Here is a 1,528-nt window from a genome sequence, read left to right as displayed (position 1 = left end):
CAGATTGTCGAGAAACCCATGGTCAAACTTAGACCATGGGTTTCTCTTTAGGTTATGGAATGGGTGAAAAGGGGGGAACGAGAGGTTACCCCCGTCTCTCCAGGCGATCCAGGTGGATCGCCATCTTCTTCATGTTCTGCACGGCTGCTGTCATCAGTGCTTGTTCCCTGACGTTATGCAGTCCGCGCAAACGACAATAGCGAAACCCATGGAGCTCTTTAGCATCCGCGAAGCTTCGCTCTATCGTCTCTTTTCGTTTGCGGTACAATTGTTTACCCGACTTGCTGAGCCGGTTATTCCGTACCCATTCCTTGCTGTCCTCCCAGATATGCCGAGTGACCACTTTCCGGTGGTTTCGGGATTGCGTGCATTGTTCAAGAAGTGGGCAGGTCTTACAAAGCTCCGAATCAGAAGCATACTGTCGGTAGCCCTTACGGTCTGTCGTGCGGTAATTCAATTCGTGACTCGCCGGACAAACATACACATTTCGCTCGGCATCAAAGATAAACTTCCACTTTGGAAACAATCCTTGCTTGGGATGAAACCTCCGGTGAGCAATGACAGCAAAAATATTTCGGTTTTTTAGTCCATGACAAATCGGTGTGGTTAAATAACCCGAGTCGAGCGCAACCGCTTCGACCTTGAATTTGAAACGTTCTTGCTGACGATCCAAACGCGACAAATATGACACGGAATCATGAACATTTCCGGGTGTCACATGTACATCGGTGATGAGATTGTACTTGGCATCTACAGTACGGTGGTCCAAATAAAAAAATCCCTCTGGCTTGCCATCGCGAATCATATATCCGCTGTCCGGGTCCGTTTTGCTCACTTTAATTTCTTTCTCCTCAGTCACTTCCTCTCTGGGTTTCAGGGCTTTTTTCCATGCTCTTTCCGGTCTTCGGTCACAGCAGCATTAAGCTCGTCTACATAGTCCTTGATATTTTGTAGAACTTGTTGCTTGGTGTACTGGTGTTTATTCGCATTAGCTTTCACATGAGTGGAATCCGTTACCAAGACACGTCCTCCCACCATCCGGTGTGAAATTGCCTGGAGGACAATCTCATCAAAAATCTCTTGAAAAATGTCCGTGTCTTTGAACCGGGTTCGTCGGTTCCAGCTAATCGTGGTATGATCTGGCACTTTGTCTGATAATCCTAACCTTAAAAACCAGCGGTAAGCTAGGTTTGTTTGTATCTCTCGTTCCAGTTGGCGTTCGGAACGAATGCCATAGAAGTATCCTAGGAAAATCATCTTGAAGAGCACGACCGGATCAATCGCAGGACGTCCGTTATCCGCACAATACAGAGGTCGAACCTTTTCATCAATAAAAGAAAAATCGATATATTTATCCACCTTGCGGAGCAAATGGTCTTTAGGAACCAAATCTTCTATGGAAACAAACTCGTAGGCCTGTTGTTTTTCTCGGTTGGAACGCAACATGCAGACACCATCCCGTTCTATAAATAGCTACCTATATTATACAACATTAACGCGGTGTCGTCTTAAATAAATATAACATAAA

Annotated in this window: 1 protein-coding gene; it reads right to left on the bottom strand. The window is 45.7% G+C overall.

Translation table 11 applies throughout. The features are described from left to right. Window positions 1–85: 85 nt before the first annotated feature. A protein-coding gene (locus DFP94_RS25210) for an IS1182 family transposase (protein ID WP_114499231.1) occupies window positions 86–1,446 on the bottom strand; the annotation gives its coding sequence in 2 pieces (ribosomal slippage) (window positions 86–876 and window positions 876–1,446; 1,362 coding nt in all). Between the last annotated feature and the right edge of the window lie 82 nt (window positions 1,447–1,528).

Source organism: Fontibacillus phaseoli, from assembly GCF_003337355.1.
Classification (GTDB): domain Bacteria; phylum Bacillota; class Bacilli; order Paenibacillales; family Paenibacillaceae; genus Fontibacillus; species Fontibacillus phaseoli.
The sequence above is the reverse complement of the archived record's forward strand: the minus strand, read 5'-3'. Positions and strand labels throughout refer to the sequence as shown.